Source organism: Variovorax sp. TLI9-5A (genome assembly GCF_056867935.1).
Genome location: NZ_CP200310.1, coordinates 3,570,151 through 3,591,100 on the forward strand (window position 1 = coordinate 3,570,151; position 20,950 = coordinate 3,591,100).

Genomic DNA, 20,950 nt, shown 5'->3' on the forward strand with positions numbered 1-20,950 from the left:
AAGTCGGCAGTCTCAACATCAAGACCCGACCATGAGCCTGCGTTCCACCCTCGACTTCCTGCTCTACGACTGGCTCGACGCCGAATCGCTCAACCAGCGCGAGCGCTTCGCCGACCATTCGCGCGAGACCTTCGACGCGGTGCTCGACACCTGCGAGCGCATCGCGCGCGAGAAGTACGCGCCGTTCAACCGCACGGTGGACACGCAGGAGCCGCATTTCGACGGCGAGAAGGTCGTGCTGCCGCAGGCCACGCACGATGCGCACAAGGCCTTCGTCGAGTCGGGAATGATGAGCGCGGCGCAGGACTACGACATCGGCGGCATGCAGTTGCCCTACACGTTGCAGGCGGCGGCCAACAGCTTCTTCGCGATGGCCTCGGTGAGCATCGGCTCGAACATGCTCACCAGCGGCAACGCCAACCTGCTGATGGTGCACGGCACCGAGATGCAGAAGGAAGTGTTCGCCAAAAACGAGTTCTCGGGCCGCTGGGCGGGCACCATGTGCCTGTCGGAGCCGCAGGCAGGCTCCTCGCTGAGCGACGTGGCCACGCGCGCCGTGCCTGATGGCGACGACTTCCAGAACGATCCGCTGGGCCCGCGCTACCGCCTCACGGGCAACAAGATGTGGATCTCGTCGGGCGACCACGAGCTGACCGAGAACATCGTGCACATCGTGCTGGCCAAGATTCCCGACGAGAACGGCAAGCTGGTTCCGGGCACGCGCGGCATATCGCTGTTCATCGTGCCCAAGCGCATGGTCGATACGAAAGGGCAGCTCACCGGCCAGCGCAACGACGTGGCGCTCGCGGGCCTCAACCACAAGCTGGGCTGGCGCGGCACCACCAACACGCTGCTGAACTTCGGCGAGGGCAAGTACCCGGTCGACGGCAAGGCCGGCGCGGTGGGCTACCTGGTGGGCGCGCCCGGCAAGGGCCTGCACTGCATGTTCCACATGATGAACGAGGCGCGCATCGGCGTCGGCACGGCCGCCACCATGCTCGGCATGGCCGGCTACCACGCCTCGCTCGAATACGCCAAGAGCCGCCCGCAGGGCCGGCTGGTGAAGAAGCCCGAGGCCGCCGGCACGGCCGTCGCCAAGGATTCGGCCGCGCCGCAGGTGCGCATCATCGAACACGCCGACGTGCGCCGCATGCTGCTGGCCCAGAAGGCGTACTGCGAGGGCGCGCTGGCGCTGGAGCTGTACTGCGCCCGCCTGGTCGACGAGCAGAAGACCGGCGACGCCCAGGCCGCCGACGACGCGCGCCTGCTGCTGGAGGTGCTCACGCCCATCGCCAAGAGCTGGCCGAGCGAGTGGTGCCTGGAGGCGAATTCGCTGGCCATCCAGGTGCACGGCGGCTACGGCTACACGCGCGACTTCCCGGTGGAGCAGTACTGGCGCGACAACCGCCTGAACATGATCCACGAAGGCACCCACGGCATCCAGGCGGCCGACCTGCTGGGACGCAAGGTGCTGATGGAAAAGGGCCGCGGCCTGCAGCTGCTGGCCGCGCGCATGACCGGCACCATCGGCCGTGCCGCCAAGGTGCCGGCGCTGGCGGCCCACGCCAAGGCGCTGGGCGCCGCGCTGCAGCGCATCGGCAGCGCCACCGAGGCCGCCTGGTCCACGGGCGACCCGGCTGACGCGCTGGCCAATGCGGTGCCTTACATGCAGGCCTTCGGCCACACGGTGCTGGCCTGGATCTGGCTGGACGTGGCGGCGCGGGCCCTGGAAACCGATGCGGAAAAGGCGAGGGCGGTAACAGCTGGCAAGATCGGCGCCACGGACTACTTCTTCCACTACGAGCTGCCGAAAATCGGCGCATGGCTCAACGTGGTCGAAACCCGTGATCCGACCTGTACAGCTTTGCCCGAGGACGCCTTTTGATGGCCACTACCGATTCGCCGAACCCCACCCCCAGCAGCAACACCCCCGCCGCCAAGCCGCCGAAGCCGCATGCGCGGCTCGAAAAATGGATCTGGATCCTGATCTACGGCGGCCTGTTCGTCGTGATCCTGGGCATCGCCACCGGCCGCACCGACGCGGCGCTGGGCTGGTCCATCTCTGTGCCCGGCGGCATCGTGGCGCTGGTCGGCTTCGTGCTGATCTACGTGCGCTCGCGCCTTCCCAACACTCCTCCAGGCAAGTAACGAGGCCCGCCATGCTCAAGCACATCGTGATGTGGAAGTTCAAGGAGCACGCCGAGGGCGCCGACAAGGCGACCAACCTGCTCAAGGCCAAGGCGCTGCTCGATGCCTGCGCGAAGCTGTCGCCCGGCACGCTGCGCTTCGAGGTGGCCATCGCCCAGCCCGGGCTGGAAGCCACCTACGACCTGGTCCTGTACTCGGAATTCACCGACGCCGCAGCGCTCGCGGCCTATGCGGACCATCCGCAGCACGTGGCCCTGAAGCCGTTCATCGGCGCAGTCAGAGAAGCCCGTCAATGCATGGACTACGAGATCTGATCCAAAACCCGAACCCCGGAGACAACCCATGACCGCCCGCACCGTCCAGAAACTCTTCGACCTCACCGGCAAGACCGCCCTCATCACTGGCGGCTCGCGCGGCCTGGGCCTGCAGATGGCCCATGCGCTGGGCGAGGCCGGCGCGAAGATCATGCTGAGTTCGCGCAAGGCCGACGACCTGGAGCAGGCAGCCGCCGAGCTGCAGGCCGCCGGCATCGACGCGCGCTGGATTGCCGCCGACTGCTCGAAGGAGGAAGACACCCGCCGCCTGGCCGACGAGACGCTGCAGCGCATGGGCGCGGTCGACATCCTCATCAACAACGCAGGCGCCAGCTGGGGCGCGCCGGCCGAAAGCCACCCGGTCGAGGCCTGGGACAAGGTGATGAACCTCAACGTGCGCGGGTACTTCATCCTGTCGCAGCAGATCGCCAACGGCTACATGATCCCGAAGAAGTCGGGCCGCATCATCAACATCGCCTCCATCGCCGGCCTCAACGGCAACCCGCCCGAGATGCAGACGCTGGCCTACAACACTTCCAAGACCGCGGTCATCGGCTTCACCCGCACGCTGGCTGCCGAATGGGGCAAGTACAACATCAACGTGAACGCCATCTGCCCGGGCTTCTTCATGACGAAGATGGCCGCCGGCCTCATCAAGTCGCTGGGCGAGGAGAAGATGGCCGCGCAGGCGCCGCTGGGCCGCCTGGGCGACGAGGAAGACCTGAAGGGCCTGACGCTGCTGTTCGCGAGCGACGCTGGCAAGCACGTCACCGGCCAGTGGCTGGCGGTGGACGGCGGCGTGAGCGTGGTGCTGGGTGCGGCCTGACATGTCTTCTTCAGACTCCAGCGACATCAACATCCGCTCGTACACGAGCCAGATCCCGTTCGCGCGCCACCTCGGCTTCGAACTGACGAAGTTCGAGGGCGGCGAGTCGGAGATCATCTACACGGCGAAGCCCGAGCACCTGAACACCTTCGACGTGACGCACGGCGGCGCCTGCATGACGCTGCTCGACATCACCATGGCAGCAGCCGCGCGCAGCGTGGCGCCCGAGACGGGCGTGGTCACCATCGAGATGAAGACCAGCTTCATGCAACCTTCGGTCGGCCCGCTGCACGCGCGCGGCACGCTCATTCACAGGACGGCGACGCTGGCTTTCACAGAGGCCAGAATCTACGACGAGCAGGAACGCGTGTGCGCCCACGCCACCGGCACCTTCAAGTACGTGAAGCGCCGGCTGCCGACCGGCCCGGCCAGCGCCAACGAGATGCGTCCGCCGTCGACCGACTGATACTTTTTCCGGAGATATTCATGCCCGCCAACAAACAGATCCACCTCGACAACCGTCCCGACGGCGAGGCGGTGGCCAGCAACTTCAAGCTCGTGTCCGCCGAGACTCCCGAGCTCAAGGACAACCAGGTCCTGGTGCGCCACCACTACATGAGCCTCGACCCGTACATGCGCGGGCGCATGAACGACTCCAAGAGCTACGCGCAGCCGCAACCCCTGGGCCAGACCATGCAGGGCGGCACCGTCGGTGAAGTGGTCGAGAGCAGGCATCCCAAGTACGCCGTGGGCGACAAGGTGGTCGGCTTCGGCGGCTGGCAGGAATACAGCGTGGTCGATGCCTCGCAGCCCGGCGCGCTGAAGAAGGTCGACACCACGCACGTGCCGCTGTCGCACTACCTGGGCGCGGTCGGCATGCCGGGCGTGACGGCCTGGTACGGGCTGGTGAAGATCATTGCGCCCAAGGCCGGTGAAACTGTGGTCATCACCGCAGCCAGCGGCGCGGTGGGCAGCGCCTTCGGGGCGCTGGCCAAGGCGCGCGGCTGCCGTGTGGTCGGCATTGCCGGTGGCCCCGACAAGTGCAAGTATGTGACCGACGAGCTTGGCTTCGACGCCTGCATCGATTACCGCATGCACACCGACGTCAAGTCGATGAGCGCGGCGCTGAAGGAAGCCTGCCCGAACGGCATCGACGGCTACTTCGAGAACGTCGGCGGCTACATCTTCGACGCGGTGCTGCTGCGCGCCAACGCCTTCGCCCGCGTGGCGCTGTGCGGAATGATCGCGGGCTACGACGGCCAGCCGCTGCCGCTGGCGAACCCGGCGTTGATCCTCATCAACCGCATGAAGATCGAAGGTTTCATCGTCAGCGAGCACATGGAAGTGTGGCCCGAGGCGCTGACCGAGCTGGGCACGCTGGTGGCCACGGGCAAGCTCAAGCCGCGCGAGTCGATCGCGCAAGGTATCGAATCGGCGCCCGAGGCTTTCCTCGGCCTGCTCAAGGGCAGGAACTTCGGCAAGCAACTCGTCAAGCTGATCTGAATGAACTGAACGCACGGCAAGGAGGCCGGTAATGGAAACGACGCACGAGGTCTTCAACCAGCCCACGCCGCTGGTGGACTACAACCTCTTCGAGACCAACCGGCCCCTGCGCGATGCGCTGAAATTCAATGCGCCAGCGCTGCAGACCGCGCAGCTGCACGAACTGGGCGCCACCCTCGGCACGGCCGGCATGCAGGCGCATGCGCGGCTGGCCAACATCCACACACCCGAGCTGCACACGCACGACCGCTTCGGGCGGCGCATCGACGAGGTGGAGTTCCATCCGAGCTACCACGCGCTGATGAGCGCCGCCGTGGGCGCCGGGCTGCACGGCACGCCTTGGACGGGCACCTCGGCCTCGCCGCATGTGCTGCGCGCGGCGGGCTTCATGCTCTTCACCGAGCTGGAGCCGTCGATCCTCTGCCCCGTCTCCATGACATACGCCGTCGCGCCCGCGCTGCGCGGCAACGCGGCGGTGCATGCCGACTGGGCGCCGAAGCTCGGCAGCCTCTGGTACGACCCGGCGCTCAAGCCCTTCAGCGACAAGCCCGGCGTGACCATGGGCATGGGCATGACCGAGAAGCAGGGCGGCTCCGACGTGCGGGCCAACACCACCCAGGCCGTGCGCGAGGGCTCCAGCGACGCCTGGGGCGAGCGCTACGCCATCACCGGCCACAAGTGGTTCTTCTCCGCGCCAATGTGCGACGCCTTCCTGGTGCTGGCGCAGGCGCCCGCCGGGCTCTCGTGCTTCTTCCTGCCGCGAGTTCTGCCTGACGGCTCGCGCAACGCCATCCGCATCCAGCGGCTGAAGGACAAGCTGGGCAACAAGGCCAATGCGAGCTCAGAGGTCGAGTTCCACGGGGCCAGCGCATGGCTGGTGGGCGAAGAGGGACGGGGCATCCCGCAGATCCTCGAGATGGGCACGATGACGCGGCTCGACTGCGCGCTGGGTACCAGCGGGCTGATGCGCCAGTCGCTGGCCATCGCGCTCAACCACGCGACCCAGCGCATGGCCTTCGGCAAGGCGCTGATCGACCAGCCGCTGATGAAGAACGTGCTGGCCGACCTTGCGCTGGAAAGCGAGGCCGCCACCGCGCTCGCCATCCGCCTCGCGAGGGCCTTCGACAACCAGGCCGACGAGCACGAGCGCCTGATGGCCCGGCTGCTCACGCCGGTCGCCAAGTTCTGGGTCTGCAAGCGCGGCAGCGCCTTCGCGCAGGAGGCCATGGAATGCCTGGGCGGCAACGGCTACGTGGAAGAGGGCGGTGAAGGCATCATGGCCCGCATCTACCGCGAGATGCCGCTCAACTCCATCTGGGAGGGCGCGGGCAACATCATGGCGCTCGACCTGCTGCGCGGCCTGCGCAAGGGCGATGCGGTGGCTGCGCTGGCGAAGGAACTGGCACCGGCGCGCGGCCAGCACGCCGCGCTCGACCGGCTGGCCGATGCGCTGCCGGCGCGCATCGAGGCGATGGCCTCCGAAGCCGAGGCCCGCCGCCTTGCGCAAGATGTCGCGCTATCCGTGCAGGCCGCGCTGCTGGTGCAGACCGCGCCGCCTGCGGTTGCCGGCGCGTTCTGCGCCTCACGCCTGGGCGGCGACTGGGGCAATGCCTTCGGTACGCTGGGCGCAGGCACCGATTTCGCTTCGATCATCCAGCGCGCGCAACCCCGTTGAAGCGCGCCGGGCCTATCAAACAAGACTCACAAGAAAGAAGATTCCCACCATGGCCGACCTGATCCTCCATCACTACCTCACCTCGCCGTTCTCGGAGAAGGTGCGCCTGATCCTCGGCGCCAAGAAGCTGCCGTGGAAATCGGTGCTGATCCCGCCGATCATGCCCAAGCCCGACGTGGAGGTGCTCACCGGCGGCTATCGCAAGACGCCGTTCCTGCAGATCGGCGCCGACATCTACTGCGACAGCGCGCTCATCGCCGACGTGCTCGAGCACCTGCGGCCCCAGCCCACGCTCTACCCCGAGCCCGAGAAGGGCATGTCGCGCATCCTCGCGCAATGGGCCGACACCACGCTGTTCTGGGCCGCCATGGCCTGGAACCTGCAGCCAAGGGGCGCGGCCGAGGTGTTCGCCAAGGCCCCGCCGGAAGCGGCCAAGGCCTTCGGCGAGGACCGCGGCAAGATGAGCGCCGGCAACATGACCCGCCTGCGCCCCGCCGATGCCACCAGCGCCTACAAGTCGTACCTGCGCCGGCTCTCCGACATGCTCGACGAGAAGCCCTACCTGCTCGGCGAGGTGCCCAGCATCGCCGACTTCTCGACCTACCACCCGCTCTGGTACACGCGGCGCATCGAGTCGGTCCGCACCATCCTCGACCTCACGCCCGCGGTGGTCGACTGGATGGACCGCATGGCCGCCATCGGCCACGACGTACCCGAGAAGTTCACGAGCGCAGAAGCCATCGCCGTGGCCAAGGCCTCGACACCGCACTCGTTGCTGACCGACAGCACCTTCCAGGACGACCATGGCATCCCTCTGGGCAGCGCCGTCACCATCCGCGCCGAGAGCTTCGGCCTCGAGGAGACGCCCGGCACGCTGATCGCCGCCACGCGCACGCACTACACGCTGGAGCGCAGCAACGAGCGCGTGGGGACGGTGCATGTGCACTTTCCGAGGATCGGGTATGTGTTGAAGAAGGCCGAGGGCTGACTCGCGTCACGCGAACGACAGCCGTTCTCCGCCTGAAGCGGTCCAATAGACGGCACAGAGTCAACCAAAGGAAAGCACCCAATGATTCAGGACTTCAAGGGCAAGACCGCCGTTCTCACCGGCGCGGGTTCGGGCTTCGGCCTGGAGTGCGCGCGCATCGGCGCCGCCCGCGGCATGAACCTCGTGCTGGTCGACGTGCAGCAGGATGCGCTCGACAAGGCCCAGGCGGAGATGGAAGCGGCCGGCGTGCAGGTGCTGGCGCGCAAGGTCGACGTGTCGGACGCGGCGCAGATGGAGGCGCTGGCCGCTGCCGTGAAGGAACGCTTCGGTGCGCCGCACTTCGTGTTCAACAACGCGGGCGTGGGCGCCGGCGGCCTGGTGTGGGAGAACACAGTTGCCGACTGGGAGTGGGTGCTGGGCGTGGACCTGTGGGGCGTGATCCATGGCGTGCGCCTGTTCGTGCCGATGATGCTGGAGGCTGCGGCCAAGGACCCCTCCTACCGAGGCCACGTGACCAACACGGCCAGCATGGCCGGCCTGCTCACGCCGCCCAACATGGGCATCTACAACGCCGCAAAGGCTGCGGTGGTGAGCCTCACCGAGACGATGTACCAGGACTTGAACCTCGTCACCGACCAGATCGGCGCGAGCCTGCTGTGCCCGTACTTCGTGCCCACCGGCATCACCAGCAGCGAGCGCAACCGCCCGGACGCGCCGAAGGAAAGCGAGCTCACCAAGAGCCAGATCATCGGCCAGGCCATGAGCAACAAGGCGGTGAGCAGCGGCAAGATCACGGCGGCCGAGGTGGCGGCCAAGGTGTTCGAAGCCATCAGCGACAACCAGTTCTACGTGTTCAGCCATCCGAAGGCGCTGGGCAACGTGCGCAGCCGCATGGAGAACATCGTCTCCATCACCAATCCGGCGGACCCGTTCCTCGAGCGGCCCGAAATCGGGCAGAAGCTGCGCGAGCAGCTTCGCTCGGCCTGAAGAAGCACTGAAGAAAGGCGGGCCGCCGGATCACGCGGCCTGCAGTTCGGCCACGAGCGCTTCGACACGGGCGAGCGCGCTGGCAATGGAGCGGTCGAGCAGATCGCCGTGATCTTCCGCATGTTCGATGGCGACGCTGTGCACTTCGCTCAATCCGAGCAGCGCCAGCGGGCTCGTGATGCCGGGCGTGAGCAGGTCCATGTGCGCCTGGAGTCCACCCGGCCCGTAGCCGCTGCTGCCGCATGAGGTGAGCAGCACCGTGCGGCGGTTGCGCTCGGCCAGCAGCGGCACATACGGGTTCTCGCGAGCGCGATCGAAGTCGAAGGTGGAGCCGATGCGCACGATGTTGTCGATCCACGACTTCAGCGGCGCAGGCATGCCGAAGTTGTACATGGGCACACCGATCACCAGCACGTCGGCGCGGCGGAGCTCGGCGATCAGCGCATCGCTCTCGGCAAGGACCGCGTGCATCCACGGCTCGCGCTGTTCGGCCGGTGTGTAGCCCGACGCGATCCATTCGCCGGTGACATTGCTCGGCGGCGTGGCGCCGATGTCGCGATAGATCACTTCGTCGTCGGGCCGGGCTGCGCGCCAGGTCGACACGAAGTGATGGCTGAGGCGGCGCGAATGCGAGCCGTGAACGTGCGTGCCCGAACGGCCGGGGCGGGCACTGGCGTCGATGTGGAGCAGTGTGGTCATGGTGCGGTCCTCTTTGACATGAAGGGTTGGATGAAGAGAATTCAGCTGTCTGCCTGGCATGGAGAGAAATTTATCGACGCACCGTCAAGGCGACAAACGACGATTTCTTTGCGTTGCTGAAAAATAGATTCATCCATGGCCAACCTTCGCCAACTCCCTCCGCTGGCGGCGCTGCGCGCCTTCGAGGCCGCCGCGCGGCATTGCAGCGCCAAGCTCGCGGCCAACGAGTTGTCGGTGACGCCCACGGCCATCAGTCACCAGGTGCGTCAACTCGAGGATTCGCTGGGCGTGCCACTCTTCATTCGCCAGCCGAGGCAACTGGTGCTCACGCCGCAGGGCAGGGAACTGCAGGCGGTGCTCGGCGAGTCCTTCAATGCGATGGCGAACGCGGTCGCGCGGCTGCGCGCGCCGCCTGAGCGGACCGCCATCACGCTGTCGACCACGCCAGCCGTCGCGGCGCGCTGGCTGCTGCCGCGCGTGAGCACGCTGCGCGCGCTGCATCCGCGGCTCGACTTGCGCATTCATGCATCGCACGACGCTGTGGCGTTGGACGGCGTCACGGCCGACATCGCGATCCGCTACGGGCGTGGGCAGTGGCCGGGCATGGTGTCGGAGAAGCTGTTCGACAACGTCTTCGCACCGGCGTGCAGCCCCGTGCTCAAGCTGCGCCGCCGCAGCGACCTGGCGCGGCACACGCTGCTGCACTTCGCCGTGCCCGGCAGCAAGGGCCAGCCGGGCACATGGGCCGCATGGCAGCAGGAGGCGCAGGTACCGGGACTCGACGTGTCGGCGGGGCCGGTGTTCTCCGACGAGACGCACACCGTTTCCGCCGCGCTGCAGGGGCAGGGCGTCGCGCTGATGAGCCTCGCGCTGATCGCGGACGAACTGCGCGCGGGCAATCTCGTGCAGCCCTTCGGGCCGGAACTGCCGGGGCTGCCGTTCCATCTCGTCTGCCCGGAGGCCCGGCGCGCGGAGCCGGCCGTGGCGGCGGTGTTCGAGTGGGTGAGCTCGTTGCATCCGCCAGGCGCGAGCACCTGACTTCGCGTGCAGTGACTTTCGACACTGGCGGCCATCGGATCGTGTTCCTAGAGTCCGGGCTGTGAGTCGGGCCGTGCTACGCCGGGAATACGAAAGGCGTAGTCGCATTCCGACGCGTTATTTATAGGTCGTTAACTATTGCTCAGGCTCGCGAGCTTTGTTGGCCCGCCCCCTTCTCATGCGCAATGTCCGCGCAGTAATCCCTTAGCCCGGCCGGATGTTTTTCATAACCTTAGGTCACTTTCTTTGATGAAGGTCAGGGAAGGTTTCCAACGCCGCCCGCCTTCCTCAGTCACCCACAGACATGCGACATCTTGCGAAGAGGAGGCCATTCATGCGCACCCCGTTCCTGCGCGAAAGCAGCCCCGACGAACAATCTTCCGCGCCCGGGCGCGGCGCGGCCTTCAGGGCCCTGTTGCCGGTAGTGCTGTGCTTCGTGGCGGCCGTGGGTTTCGTGCTGATGGCAGTCTTCGTCCAGAGCATCGTCGCGGCATCGATGTTCACGACGGCGGCCATCGTGTTCCTGGGAATCGGCCTGATCCTCGGCCTGAGCATGTGGGTCTTTCCGGACCTGCCCCGATAAATGGCTTATCAGGAAGAACAGATGGCCGGCAAGCCCGGCGCCGCCTCGTTCCTTCGCATCGGGAACTGGCGCGTGACCTTCATCGCCGCATCGATCGGGCTGCTGATCGTGCTGGCCATGCTCATGAAGTGGATCGTCGAACTGCAGGTCGAGGCCGCGCGGGAGCGGCGCCTGAGCGAAGCCGTTGCGCGCGAGGCCGTGGCGCGCTGCCACGAGAAGACGCCGCTGCAAGCGGTCAGGGATTGCCTGGGAGAACTCGCCGCAGGCACTCCCTCAACGGGCCGCTGAGCGCGATCAGCCGGCGCTGAGCCACAGGCCGAAGTCCGGGTGCACGACAGCGGGCTTGCCGTTCAACACGAGCGACTCTTCACCGGGCCAGGCCTCGACCGGCGAGACGATGTCGAAATCGATCCGCAGTGCCTTTGCCACGTCGGCATCCTCGATGGGAAGCTCCCAGGTCAGGAAGATCTGGCTGCAATCCTTGCCGTCCGCGAAGCCGGCCGCGTCGAAGCCGCTGCTGCCACGGCGGATCACCGCGTGAGGCTGGCCGGTGTCGAAGATCACCACCGTGCCGCGCCTCAGCGGAATGCGGCGGTCCGCGAAGGGAAAGTGCAGGTCCAGCCCCTTGTCCTCGCTCAAGAACAGATTGCAGAAGGCCGCGAAGCCGTACTGCATGCCGTCGTGGTGGTACTTCGCGCCACGGCAGGCCATGAGGGCGATATCGCTGGAGCCGAGCACGCCGGGCAGGCCCTGCGCATGCGTCCAGTCGGTCGCGGCCTGTACGCATTGCCTGCAATCCGGCCAGCGTGTACGGGCCCGCGCAAGGGGCAGGGCCTCGACGTCTCCGGCTTCCAGGGCGAGCTGCGACGAGATTTCGCGGTCCCAGTCCGCGAGCAGGCGCGCGGGAGGCTGGGGCACGTCCACCGTGCCTGTCAGCACCACCTTGCTCACGCTTCGGCTGCGGAGCTGGTCGCCGCTGCGGAAGAAGGAGATCAGCGTGTCGTTCATCGTGAGGCAGTGTAGTAAGCGCGCTGCACCTCACCGGGCTGTCCGTTTCCTCAAGAAGACGGTCTGAGGAAAATCCGCGCTGTTGGCGCTCGGAAAATACCCTTAGGAATATTTGAGTACCAAAGAGTTAACATTTGAGGCGATATCAAGCAGACGAGGAGGCGCCCCCATGGAGACATATCCGACCCTAAGGCAGGCCACAGGCGTGGCCCGAACCCTGAGCAAGCACTCGTCCTGCACGATGGTGGTCTATCGCGTGACGGAGGAAAAATTCGTGACCGCGCATGCCGCCGACCAGGTCAATGGAATCATCGAGGCCGTCTACCGCGACGGCTACGTGGTGCCGACCCTGCTGAGCAAGACGCGCTGAAGCAGGGCGAGCGCCCGGTAGTGCAGGCCTCCCTCGGGAGGCCTTTCTTCATTTCACGACGATGCCGGCACCGCCTGCATCAGCAGCGTCAGCGCCTTGCGCAGGCTTGCGGCCGAAGAGCTTTCGCCCTTGTCGAAGCCCAGGCGCACCACCACGAGGTCGTGCGAGGGAACGATCAGCACCACCTGCCCGCCGGCTCCCAGCATGTAGTAGGCCGAAGTCGGCACCGGCCATGTGCTCGTTCCGTTGAGCCAGAAGAAGCCGCCGTAGATCGGGCGCTTGTCGGCCGCCCACGTCGGTGCGAGCGTGCTCACGAACTTGACGAAGCCCTCGGGCAGGATGCGCTCGCCGTTCCATACGCCGTCCTGCAGGTACAGGTTGGCCAGGCGCGACCAGTCGCGCGCCGACATGAAGTCGTAGCCCTGTCCCATGAAGTTGCCGTAGGGATCGGTCTCCAGCGTCATCGTGCGGATGCCGATCTTGTCGAACAGGTTTCTCTGCGGGAACGACAGGTATTCCTCGCCGCGCTTTTCCACGGCCAGCCGGATCAGGTAGTTCGCCAGCACGGGGTCGGTGTTGCGATAGCGGCCGATGGTGTTGGGCGGCCATTGCTGCGGCCGCGTGGCCGCATAGTTGAAGATGTTGATGCGGCCCGTGTAGAAGTAGACGTGGTCGGGGTAGGTGCCGTTGGGGTCGAAGTCCGGGTCATCCGGCGCCTTGATGCGCAGGCCGCTCGACATGTGGAGGATGTCGGAGATCCTGATTTCCTTGCGCTTGTCGTCCGCGCCTTGCCATTCAGGAATGGGGGCGCGCTGGTCGAGCTGGTATTCGCCCTGTCTCATCAGCACGCCCATCATGGTCGCGGTCACGCTCTTGCCCATCGACCACGACTCCAGCGGCGTGCTCGGGCTGATGCCGTTCATGTAGCGCTCGCCGACGATGCGCCCCTTGTGCGTGACCACGAAAGCCGCCGTGTAGGCCTCGGGCAGCTCGAAGGCCGCGTCGACCGCCTGGCTCACCTTCGCGGTGTCGATGCCGGGCGGGGTGCCGCCGGGCATGACGTCGCCCATGGGCCATGCCTGGGTCGAGGGATCGGGCAGGGCGCTCTTGATGGCCACCGGCGTGAAGAACACGTCGTCCCGGCCAGGCGGCAGCGTGATGCAGCCCTGCGAGCCGTAATAGCGGGCCGTCAGCGTCGGGCCGTTGGGAATGGTGATGCGGACTTCCTTCTTCGTGCGGTCGACCACCGGCGTGCCGACCTTCTTGCGCTGGGCGTAAGGGCCGGTGAAATAGCCCACGCTCTCGGCCGCGACGGCGGGGTCGAGCCCGGTGATGAAGGCCGCCGAGCACATCGTCTTCGCGAAGCCCGAGGTGTTGTGCTCCAGCGGATCGCCTGGCGGCGGCACGTACGGCGTGTTGAGTTCGTAGCTCCTGGCACGGGCGATGAGGGCTTCGCGCGCCGGCAGTTCGGGTGTGTTCGTGGTCGGCGGCGTGGTGCCGCCGGTGCCCAGTCCTATGCCAATTCCTCCGCCTCCGCCGCCGCCCCCACCGCCGCCTCCGCATGAGGTCAAAACCATTACAAGAAGCGCGCCTGTCGCAATGGCAACGGGCACGCCGGAAAACCTATTCATAGGGGGCTCCTCGCTTGGTTGTTGCCGGAGTCTCCGCGAAACCGGTAACAGGTTGCAAGCCCGGTCTTCAGATTCCGCTCAGCCTGCTGCCGGTGCCTGCGATGCGATCCACTCCCACACCGCGCGTATCGCCGGCTCGTCCTCCCTGCCGTTCGCAACGGCCAGAAAGTAGCTGCCCGTATCCAGCGCGGGCCCGAAGGGCTGCACCAGCGCGCCGCTGCGAAGCTCCTCGGCAGAAAGGGTGAGGCTCAGCAGTGCCACGCCGTGCCCGGCGAGCGCTGCGAGCATGGCGTGCGTCTCGTCGGAGAACGACAGGCCCGATGCCTTCATCGCGCGTCCCCTCGGCGGCGCGATGCCGGCTTCGCGGAACCAGCGCGGCCATACGGCGGGGGCGAGCGCCTGCGGCTGCCAGTCGCAGTGGATGAGACGGTGCTTCGGCAGATCCGCCGCGTCCTTCAGGCCGAGCATGGGGCTGCACAACGGCGCGTAGCGCTCGGGCATCAGCGCGCGCGACACCAGCCCGGGCCAGTTGCCGTTGCCGGAGCGAACGGCGATGTCGGCCTCGCCGCGCGCGAGGTCGACCAGCGCGTCGCTCGCATGCAGCCGCAGTTCCACACCGGGGCAAGCCTTGCGGAAGGCATCCATGCGCGGAAGCACCCACCGCGCGGCGAAGGCGGTGTTGGTGCTCAGGGTCACGGCCTGCGAGGCGGAAGGGCGGCGCAGCCTGTCGACGCCGACCTCCAGCAGGTCGAAGCCCGTGCGCAGGTCGTCGAAAAGCCGCTGGCCCGCGGGCGTCAGCGCGAGCTGGCGCGTGAGCCGGCGAAAGAGCGGCTGGCCCAGCGACTCCTCGAGCGCGCGCACCTGGTGGCTGATGGCCGATGGCGTCACCGAAAGCTCCTGCGCGGCCCGCTGGAAGCTCAGGTGTGCGGCCGCGGCTTCGAAGGCGCGCAGCGAGAGCAGCGGCGGCAGCCGGCGCGGCATGCGTACAGATGAGCTAATCTCGTTCATGCGTGGAGAAATGATCGTTTGTGAAGCCGGCCTGTGAATCCTAGATTCAAGGCCTGCGCTCCATTCTGGCAGTGCAACACGAAAGAAGGAAACTCATCCATGACGAATGCGACCATGAACATCCTCCACATCGACGCCAGCGCCCGGCCGGGCCGTTCCGACACCGACCTGCACGGCTCGCACACCCGCCGCCTTTCCGCGCGCTTCGTCGAGCGCTGGCTCGGGGCGCGGCCCGGCGACCGCGTCGACTACCTCGACGTGGGCCAGCAGCCACCCGCGCACGTCAACGGGCGATGGATTCACGCGGCCTTCACGCCCCCGGCCGCGCGCGAGCCGTGGATGGCCGAGGTGCTCGCCGAGAGCGACCGGCTGGTCGACCAGCTTGTCGCGGCCGACCTGATCGTGGTCGGGCTGCCGATGTACAACTTCAGCGTGCCCGCGCAGTTCAAGGCGTGGATCGACAACATCGTGCGCGTGGGCCGCACCTTCGGCTTCGACCGCTCGCGCGGCGCGGTGCCGTACTGGCCGATGCTGGCGGACGCGGGCAAGCGCGTGGTGCTGCTGGGCGCGCGCGGCGACCACGGCTACGACGCGGGCGGCCGCATCGCGCACCTCAACCACACCGAGAACAGCGTGCGCTCGGCCCTCGGCTACATCGGCGTCACGGAGGTGTACGAGGCGGCGGTGGAGTCCGACGAGTTCGGCGGCGAGCAGCTCGCGCAGTCGATCCGGCGCGCGGAGCAGCGGGTGGATGCGTTGGTGGATGAACTCCTGGAGCCTGCTGACACCACGCTGTCAGCAGCCACTGCCTAGGATTTTTCGCTCCACTTCCGGAGCGAAAGAAAAATGACGATCGACGACCCCTGGCTGGAGCGGTTCCCCCGTCCACCCACCGCCGAACTCTTCAGCCAGCGCGTGCTGGCGTTCGACAGAGCCAAGGGCTCGATCCGCCTGAGCTTCGTCGCCACCGATGCCTTCCTCAACCCCGCGGGCGCGGTGCAGGGCGGCATCCTGGTCGCGATGCTCGACGACACGATGGGGCCGGCGCTGTGGGTGCTGAACGGCGAGGAGACTTACTCCGTCACCATCGACCTCAGCGTTTCCTTCCTGGCCGCCGCGAAGCCCGGCCTGCTGTATGGCGAGGGCCGCGTCGTGCAGCGGGGCAGGACGATCGCTTTTCTCGAAGCACAGCTGAGCGATGCCGATGGCCGCATCGTGGCGCGCTCCACGGCCAGTGCGCGCATCGTCAGGGCCTGATCCGTCCGATCAGTCCGCCAGCTGCTTGCGGAAGCCGATCGACAGCCGGTTCCAGCTGTTGATGGCGTTGATCGCCATCGTCAGGTTGACCCGTTCCGCCTCGCTGAACTCGGCGGCGAGCGCTTCGTAGGCCTCGTCGGGCGCGTGCGTGAGCGACACCTGCGTCAGCGCTTCGGCCCAGGCCAGCGCGGCGCGCTCGCGTTCGGTGAACAAGGGCGTTTCGTGCCACACGCTCAGCGTGGCCAGCCGGCGTTCGGTTTCGCCGGCCTTGCGCAGGTCGGCCGAGTGCAGGTCGATGCAGTACGCGCAGCCGTTGATCTGCGAGGCGCGCAGCTTGACCAGGTCGAGCAGCTTCGGCTCCAGGCCGAGTTTGCCGATGGCCGCTTCGAAGCCGATCATCGCCTTGAGTGCGTCGGGAGAAGCCTTGTAGAAGTCGAGGCGGGATTGCATGGCGCGGGTTCCTTCGTCGGTGTTGAGTGGTTCAATGCAGCCTCGATGCTAGGAGCGAGGGGTGTCGCCGCAGGCGGCCAATCCGGGGCATTCGCAGGAGACCAATCCCATGGAGTTGCACGTCGTCATCGAAGGCGACAAGGACCTGGCCGGCCAGCTGTACCGGCAGTTGAAGGAGGCCATCCGCAGCGGCCGGCTCGCCGCGGGCGAGAAGCTGCCGCCGTCGCGGCTGTTCGCCCTGCAGCTGGGGCTGTCGCGCAAGACGGTGTCGCAGGCATATGCCCGCCTGAGCTTCGAAAAGCTGCTCACGGGCCGTGTCGGCAGCGGCACCTTCGTGGCCGAGGACGCCGCGCGCAAGCCGGGCGCTGCAGCCACGCGGGCGCTTGCCGGGGGCGCCATGGTCGAGCACTGGCGCGGCATGAGCACGCCTCTGCGGCATCCCGCGCCGGCCGGGAGCGCACGCTACGAATACATCGGCGGGGCGCCGGCACGCGATCTCTTCCCGCATGCGGACTGGCGCCGCTGCATGCTTCATGCACTACGCCAGGGCGCCCGCTCGCGCGGGCTGTACGGCCAGGCCGAGGGCTTGCCGGAGCTGCGCGACGCCATCGCGCGGCACGCGAGCTTTGCCAGGGGCGTGCGCTGCACCGCGGCCGACGTCCTGGTGACCAACGGCGCGCAGCAGGCGCTGGACCTGATCGCGCGGGTGCTGGTCGAGCCGGGGAGCACGGTCGCGATGGAGGAGCCGGGCTATCCGCCGGCACGGCTGCTGCTGGCCGGGCAGGGCGCGAAGGTGGTGGGCGTGCCGGTCGACGGCGAAGGACTGGTGGTCGAGCGCATTCCCGACGGCACGCGGCTGATCTACGTGACGCCCGCGCACCAGTTCCCGCTGGGCATGCCGATGAGCGAGCGGCGCCGCAAGGCCCTGCTGAAGCGGGCCGACGAGCTGGGCGCCATCGTGATCGAGGACGACTACGACAGCGAATTCCGCTATGAAGGCCGCCCGGCCGATTCGCTGCAGAGCATGGACGGCAACGGCCGCGTGGTCTTCGCCGGCACTTTTTCGAAGACGCTGGCGCCCGACTTGCGGCTGGGCTACCTGATCGCGCCGCCCGACGTGCTGGAGGCCGCCGCCACGGCCAGGTACCTGAGCGACTGCCACACCGCGACGCCGGCGCAATGGGCGCTGGCGAAATTCATTGCCGACGGCGAGCTCAACAGGCACATCCGCCGCTGCCACGCGGCCTACGCTCAGCGGCGCGAACGCATCGTGCGGCGCTTCGCGGAGGATCTTTCCCCCTGGTTCGAGCTGGTGCCGATCACGGCCGGAATCCACATGGCGGCGCTTTGCAGGCGAGAAACCGACATCGACCAGCTCGTGCGGCTGGCGCGCCGCGTCGACGTGGGGCTGTATCCGTTGTCGCCGTTTTTCCACTTTTCGCCCCCCCGCCAGGGGCTGATGCTGGGTTTCGGCGCCATCGACGAGGCGGACATCGACCCCTCGCTGGACCGGGTACGGGATGTGCTGGTGCAGCTGGACTGAATCCGGCGGCGCCCGCGCTGCGTAAACCCGGCATCTTCCGCCGCAACCCGAACGCACCGATACTCAGGTGGGGAAAAATCCCGCCGGCAACGTACCGGCTCGAGCAAGTTCAATGAATCAAACAGGTCCCTCGAAATTCCGGTTCGGATTGCACACGCGCCTGAGCCTGGGCGTGGCGGCGGTGGTTCTGATGGCCACCTTCGCGATCGCCACCTTTGCCCTCCACCTGGTCAAGAGCAACATGCGCGCCTCGATCGCGGCCGAGGAATTCGCGCGCGTGGACGCCATCGCCGACGCGATCGACCAGAAATTCGGCAGCCGCCGCATCCTGCTGCAGACCTTCAGCGGCAGCGTGGAGGCGCAGGACTTGCAGGGTTCCGCGGCGCTGCAGGCCTTCGTCGAGCGCCACGCCTCGCTGCGCCAGGCCTTCGACAACGTCGCCTTCCTCGACATGGAAGGCAACCTGGTGGCCAACCTGAACGGCGCGCAGGCGATCGGCAAGGTGAACGTCAAGGACCGGCCCTATTTCCAGCAGACGGTCGCCTCCAGGACCGGCCTGGTGTCCGAGCCGTACCGCAACCGGCTCAACGGGCTGGCGCAGGTGGCCATCACCGAGCCGGTGTTCGACAGCGCCGGGCAGGTGCGCTTCGTGATATCCGGCGCCATCAACCTGAAGGACCGCAGCGTGCTGGGCACGCTTGCGGACGTGAAGTTCGGCAAGACCGGCTACCTGTTCGTGACCACGGTGGATGGCATCGTGGTCGACCATCCGAACGCCTCGCGCATCCTGAACCACGTTCAGGCGAACGGCAGCGGTGGCGACGCCCAGATCCTTCGCGCGATGGCCGGCTTCCAGGGCTCCAGCGAGGGCGTCAACGAAGCCGGCGTGCCCAGCCTCTACGCCTTCGACCGCATGGTGCAGGCGAACTGGATCGTCGGCGCCATGTATCCGCGCAGCGAGGCCTTCGCGAGCATCAATGCCATCGAGCGCGGAGCGTGGTTCGGAGCCTTCGCACTCGCGCTGTGCGCCGGCGCGCTGACGCTCGCCGTGTTGCGCCGTCAGCTGACCCCGCTGGCGGAGCTGCACCGGCACATGCAGTTCACCCAGCAGGCGCCCTCCGAGGTCGACGAGGAGGCCCCCGTGGCGCAGCGCCGCTACGCCGCCGACGAGATCGGCGATCTCGCGCGCACCTTCGACGAGCTGATGGAGCAGCGGCGCGCCATCGAGCGCAGCCTGGCGCACAGCGAGGCGCAGGTGCGCATCATCGCGGACAGCATTCCGGCGATGGTGTCGCATGTCGACGCGTCGCTGCGCTACACCTTCGTCAATGCGCATGTGCGGGCGCTGCACAGCAGCGGCCAGCTCGTCGGCCGGCTGATGCCGGAAGTGCGCGGCCCGGCCGATTTCGCGTTCGTGGAGCCGCACTTCATGCGCGCGCTGGCCGGCGAGACGGTGATCCTCGAGAAATCCGGCGACCCGGCGCTGGGCATCGGCGACCGCACCTTCAAGGCGCACTACATCCCCGACCTCGACGCCGAGGGCAAGGTGTGCGGCGTGTTCTCGATGACTTTCGACATCACGGAGGAAGTCAACATCCGCCGCGCCCTGAGCGAACAGGAAACGCGCCTGCGCGACGTGACCGACAGCATTCCGGCGCTGGTCGGCTACTTCGACCGCCAGCAGAACTGCCTGTTCGCCAACATTCGGGCGCGGCAGATGGCGGGCCTCGGCGAGCAGGCGCCGCTGCTGGGCACGACGCTGCGCTCGGCCCTCGGCCGGACGATCTATTCCCAGCTCAAACCGTACCTTCCGGTCATGTTCTCGGGCAAGAAGGTGCGCTTTCCGGTGCGCTCGCCTCTGCACGGCCGCCAGGGCTACTTCCAGGTCAACCTGATTCCCGACAAGAACCTGCGCGGCGAGGTGGTGGGCTTCTACCTGATGTCCTTCAACATCACCGCGCTGAAGGAAGCCGAGCTGCGCCAGGCCGAGAGCGAGCTGCGCCTGCGCGCCATCACCGACAACATGCCGGCGCTCATCACCTACATCGACCGCGACGAGAAGATCACCTTCGCCAACGCCACCAGCCGCGAATGGCTCGGGCTCGACCCGGCCCAGGTGCTGGGGCGCCACGTGCAGGAGGTGTCGGGCCGCGAGGTGTACGTGTCGCGCCAGCCGATGCTCGCGCGCGCACTGGCCGGCGAGCGCGTGGAGTTCGAGGCGCGCATGCAGCGCGCGGGCGGCGAGCGCGTCACCCAGGTCATCTACGTGCCCGACGTGCGCACCGACGGCCTGACACACGGCATCTTCTCGCTGGCGCTGGACATCACGGCGCTGAAGGTGGTGGAGCACAAGCTCATCGAGCTGGCGCGGCTGGACACGCTCACCGGCCTGCCCAACCGGCTGGCCTTCAACGAATACCTGCCCGACGCGGTGCTGCGCAGCCAGCTCACCGGCCACGCGATGGCGCTGATGTTCCTCGACATCGACCACTTCAAGGCGATCAACGACACCATGGGCCACGCGGTGGGCGACGCGGTGCTCTCCGAATACGCGCAGCGGCTGCGGGGCTGCGTTCGCGGTACCGACATGGTCGCGCGGCTGGCCGGCGACGAATTCGTGCTGGTGCTGGAAGGGCTGGGCACGCCGGAGGCGGCGGCCGTGGTCGCGGAAAAGATCGTGGACCGCGTCCACACGCCGCCCTTCGTGGTGGACGGCCAGCGTGTCGACGTCACGACCAGCATCGGCATCACCTTCCATCGCGCGACCGGCTCGTCGGCCACGGCCGAGGAGCTGCTGGCGCGCGCGGACGTCGCGCTCTACAACGCCAAGGCGGCGGGGCGCGACAGGTTCGCGTTCTTCATGCAGTCGGGCGACTCGCACAGCGGTTCGCCGACGCGGCTGGAGCACTGATCCGGCAGGCC

22 protein-coding genes are annotated in these 20,950 nt (G+C 67.5%); 17 read left to right on the forward strand and 5 right to left on the reverse strand.

Going from position 1 to position 20,950, the window contains the following annotated elements:
• Positions 1–31 precede the first annotated feature (31 nt).
• The 9 genes from AC1VNX_RS16870 to AC1VNX_RS16910 all read left to right on the forward strand — a co-directional run bounded on the left by AC1VNX_RS16870 (position 32) and on the right by AC1VNX_RS16910 (position 8,441).
• Positions 32–1,885 carry an acyl-CoA dehydrogenase gene (locus AC1VNX_RS16870; RefSeq protein ID WP_483157720.1) on the forward strand — a complete coding sequence of 618 codons (1,854 nt, stop codon included), beginning with the start codon at positions 32–34 and terminating at the stop codon, positions 1,883–1,885.
• Entirely contained in the window at positions 1,885–2,148 is a 264-nt protein-coding gene (locus AC1VNX_RS16875) for a hypothetical protein (RefSeq protein ID WP_301509271.1), read from the forward strand. The genes AC1VNX_RS16870 and AC1VNX_RS16875 overlap by 1 nt, the downstream gene beginning before the upstream one ends.
• An 11-nt stretch (positions 2,149–2,159) precedes the next feature.
• On the forward strand, positions 2,160–2,462 hold the full coding sequence (locus AC1VNX_RS16880) for a Dabb family protein (RefSeq protein WP_093306839.1): 303 nt from the start codon (positions 2,160–2,162) through the stop codon (positions 2,460–2,462).
• A 28-nt stretch (positions 2,463–2,490) separates the two neighbouring features.
• A complete protein-coding gene (locus AC1VNX_RS16885) occupies positions 2,491–3,288 on the forward strand; it encodes an SDR family oxidoreductase (RefSeq protein WP_483157721.1) in 798 nt (265 codons plus the stop codon).
• A gap of 1 nt (position 3,289) precedes the next feature.
• Positions 3,290–3,754: a PaaI family thioesterase gene (locus AC1VNX_RS16890; protein WP_483157722.1), complete on the forward strand. Its 465-nt coding sequence runs from the start codon at positions 3,290–3,292 to the stop codon at positions 3,752–3,754.
• A gap of 20 nt (positions 3,755–3,774) precedes the next feature.
• Positions 3,775–4,791, forward strand: a complete 1,017-nt coding sequence (locus AC1VNX_RS16895) for an NADP-dependent oxidoreductase (protein ID WP_483157723.1) — start codon at positions 3,775–3,777, stop codon at positions 4,789–4,791.
• Positions 4,792–4,822: 31 nt separating this feature from the next.
• Positions 4,823–6,466 (forward strand): isovaleryl-CoA dehydrogenase, encoded by a 1,644-nt coding sequence (locus tag AC1VNX_RS16900; protein WP_483157724.1) that lies wholly within the window; start codon positions 4,823–4,825, stop codon positions 6,464–6,466.
• A gap of 49 nt (positions 6,467–6,515) precedes the next feature.
• Positions 6,516–7,454, forward strand: coding sequence for a glutathione S-transferase family protein (locus tag AC1VNX_RS16905; RefSeq protein ID WP_483157725.1), 939 nt, complete (start codon positions 6,516–6,518; stop codon positions 7,452–7,454).
• 81 nt (positions 7,455–7,535) lie between these two features.
• Complete coding sequence (locus AC1VNX_RS16910) at positions 7,536–8,441, forward strand: SDR family oxidoreductase (protein ID WP_483157726.1); 906 nt, start codon at positions 7,536–7,538, stop codon at positions 8,439–8,441.
• Between the two features lie 30 nt (positions 8,442–8,471).
• Here the strand turns inward: AC1VNX_RS16910 and AC1VNX_RS16915 are convergent, their stop codons facing one another.
• A complete protein-coding gene (locus tag AC1VNX_RS16915) occupies positions 8,472–9,140 on the reverse strand; it encodes an FMN-dependent NADH-azoreductase (RefSeq protein WP_483157727.1) in 669 nt (222 codons plus the stop codon).
• Positions 9,141–9,275: 135 nt separating this feature from the next.
• On the opposite strand from AC1VNX_RS16915, the gene AC1VNX_RS16920 reads away from it, so the two are divergent.
• The 3 genes from AC1VNX_RS16920 (at position 9,276) to AC1VNX_RS16930 (ending at position 11,049) form a co-directional block, all read left to right on the forward strand.
• A complete protein-coding gene (locus AC1VNX_RS16920) occupies positions 9,276–10,178 on the forward strand; it encodes a LysR substrate-binding domain-containing protein (RefSeq protein WP_483157728.1) in 903 nt (300 codons plus the stop codon).
• A 334-nt stretch (positions 10,179–10,512) separates the two neighbouring features.
• Positions 10,513–10,761, forward strand: coding sequence for a hypothetical protein (locus AC1VNX_RS16925; protein ID WP_483157729.1), 249 nt, complete (start codon positions 10,513–10,515; stop codon positions 10,759–10,761).
• Positions 10,762–10,782: 21 nt separating this feature from the next.
• Complete coding sequence (locus tag AC1VNX_RS16930) at positions 10,783–11,049, forward strand: hypothetical protein (protein WP_483157730.1); 267 nt, start codon at positions 10,783–10,785, stop codon at positions 11,047–11,049.
• Between the two features lie 6 nt (positions 11,050–11,055).
• Here the strand turns inward: AC1VNX_RS16930 and AC1VNX_RS16935 are convergent, their stop codons facing one another.
• Complete coding sequence (locus AC1VNX_RS16935) at positions 11,056–11,769, reverse strand: hypothetical protein (protein ID WP_483157731.1); 714 nt, start codon at positions 11,767–11,769, stop codon at positions 11,056–11,058.
• A gap of 205 nt (positions 11,770–11,974) precedes the next feature.
• Between AC1VNX_RS16935 and AC1VNX_RS16940 the strand changes: the two genes are divergently transcribed.
• A complete protein-coding gene (locus tag AC1VNX_RS16940) occupies positions 11,975–12,139 on the forward strand; it encodes a hypothetical protein (RefSeq protein ID WP_483157732.1) in 165 nt (54 codons plus the stop codon).
• 53 nt (positions 12,140–12,192) lie between these two features.
• Here the strand turns inward: AC1VNX_RS16940 and AC1VNX_RS16945 are convergent, their stop codons facing one another.
• Together AC1VNX_RS16945 and AC1VNX_RS16950 are read right to left on the reverse strand one after the other, a co-directional pair.
• Entirely contained in the window at positions 12,193–13,716 is a 1,524-nt protein-coding gene (locus AC1VNX_RS16945) for a serine hydrolase domain-containing protein (protein WP_483157733.1), read from the reverse strand.
• A 132-nt stretch (positions 13,717–13,848) separates the two neighbouring features.
• Positions 13,849–14,778, reverse strand: coding sequence for a LysR substrate-binding domain-containing protein (locus tag AC1VNX_RS16950; RefSeq protein ID WP_483157734.1), 930 nt, complete (start codon positions 14,776–14,778; stop codon positions 13,849–13,851).
• Between the two features lie 99 nt (positions 14,779–14,877).
• On the opposite strand from AC1VNX_RS16950, the gene AC1VNX_RS16955 reads away from it, so the two are divergent.
• A complete protein-coding gene (locus tag AC1VNX_RS16955) occupies positions 14,878–15,591 on the forward strand; it encodes an FMN-dependent NADH-azoreductase (protein ID WP_483157735.1) in 714 nt (237 codons plus the stop codon).
• A gap of 33 nt (positions 15,592–15,624) precedes the next feature.
• The gene (locus AC1VNX_RS16960; protein ID WP_483157736.1) at positions 15,625–16,035 is read left to right on the forward strand and encodes a PaaI family thioesterase; all 411 of its coding nucleotides are present in this window, start codon (positions 15,625–15,627) and stop codon (positions 16,033–16,035) included.
• A 9-nt stretch (positions 16,036–16,044) separates the two neighbouring features.
• Here AC1VNX_RS16960 and AC1VNX_RS16965 read toward each other — a convergent pair whose 3' ends face one another.
• Positions 16,045–16,485 carry a carboxymuconolactone decarboxylase family protein gene (locus tag AC1VNX_RS16965; RefSeq protein ID WP_483157737.1) on the reverse strand — a complete coding sequence of 147 codons (441 nt, stop codon included), beginning with the start codon at positions 16,483–16,485 and terminating at the stop codon, positions 16,045–16,047.
• A gap of 109 nt (positions 16,486–16,594) precedes the next feature.
• Here AC1VNX_RS16965 and pdxR point away from each other — a divergent pair, with 109 nt between their 5' ends.
• A complete protein-coding gene (pdxR, locus tag AC1VNX_RS16970; RefSeq protein WP_483157738.1) occupies positions 16,595–18,028 on the forward strand; it encodes a MocR-like pyridoxine biosynthesis transcription factor PdxR in 1,434 nt (477 codons plus the stop codon).
• A 148-nt stretch (positions 18,029–18,176) separates the two neighbouring features.
• Positions 18,177–20,939, forward strand: coding sequence for a sensor domain-containing diguanylate cyclase (locus tag AC1VNX_RS16975; protein ID WP_483157739.1), 2,763 nt, complete (start codon positions 18,177–18,179; stop codon positions 20,937–20,939).
• Positions 20,940–20,950 lie beyond the last annotated feature (11 nt).